Annotated in this window: 1 pseudogene; it reads right to left on the reverse strand. The window is 44.0% G+C overall.

From position 1 onward, the window contains the following. Nucleotides 1–266 (reverse strand): annotated as a pseudogene (locus AAEY62_RS22775) (hypothetical protein); the annotation flags it as partial.

Here is a 266-nt window from a genome sequence, read left to right on the forward strand (position 1 = left end):
CCTAAGTGGGCACAGCTTTTTAAAATTGAGTCGAGGTTTTCGCGACAAATACGCACCGATTCGCTTAATGTATTTTCCGAATCAAGCATGCGCCATTTAGTTGCCTCTGGCACTGAAATACCTAGCCACTGCATAAACTCTAAGGTTTTTTCACCACCACAAGGCGTAAAGGTTAATATAATCCGATTAGGTGTCAGGCCTTGTGCTTTGCATGTGCGCGCATAACTGGTTATTAAATCTATGGTTGCTTGTGCGTTGTACACGGC

It is taken from the genome of Pseudoalteromonas sp. GW168-MNA-CIBAN-0100 (assembly GCF_040309225.1).
In the GTDB taxonomy this organism is placed as follows: Bacteria; Pseudomonadota; Gammaproteobacteria; order Enterobacterales; family Alteromonadaceae; genus Pseudoalteromonas; species Pseudoalteromonas arctica.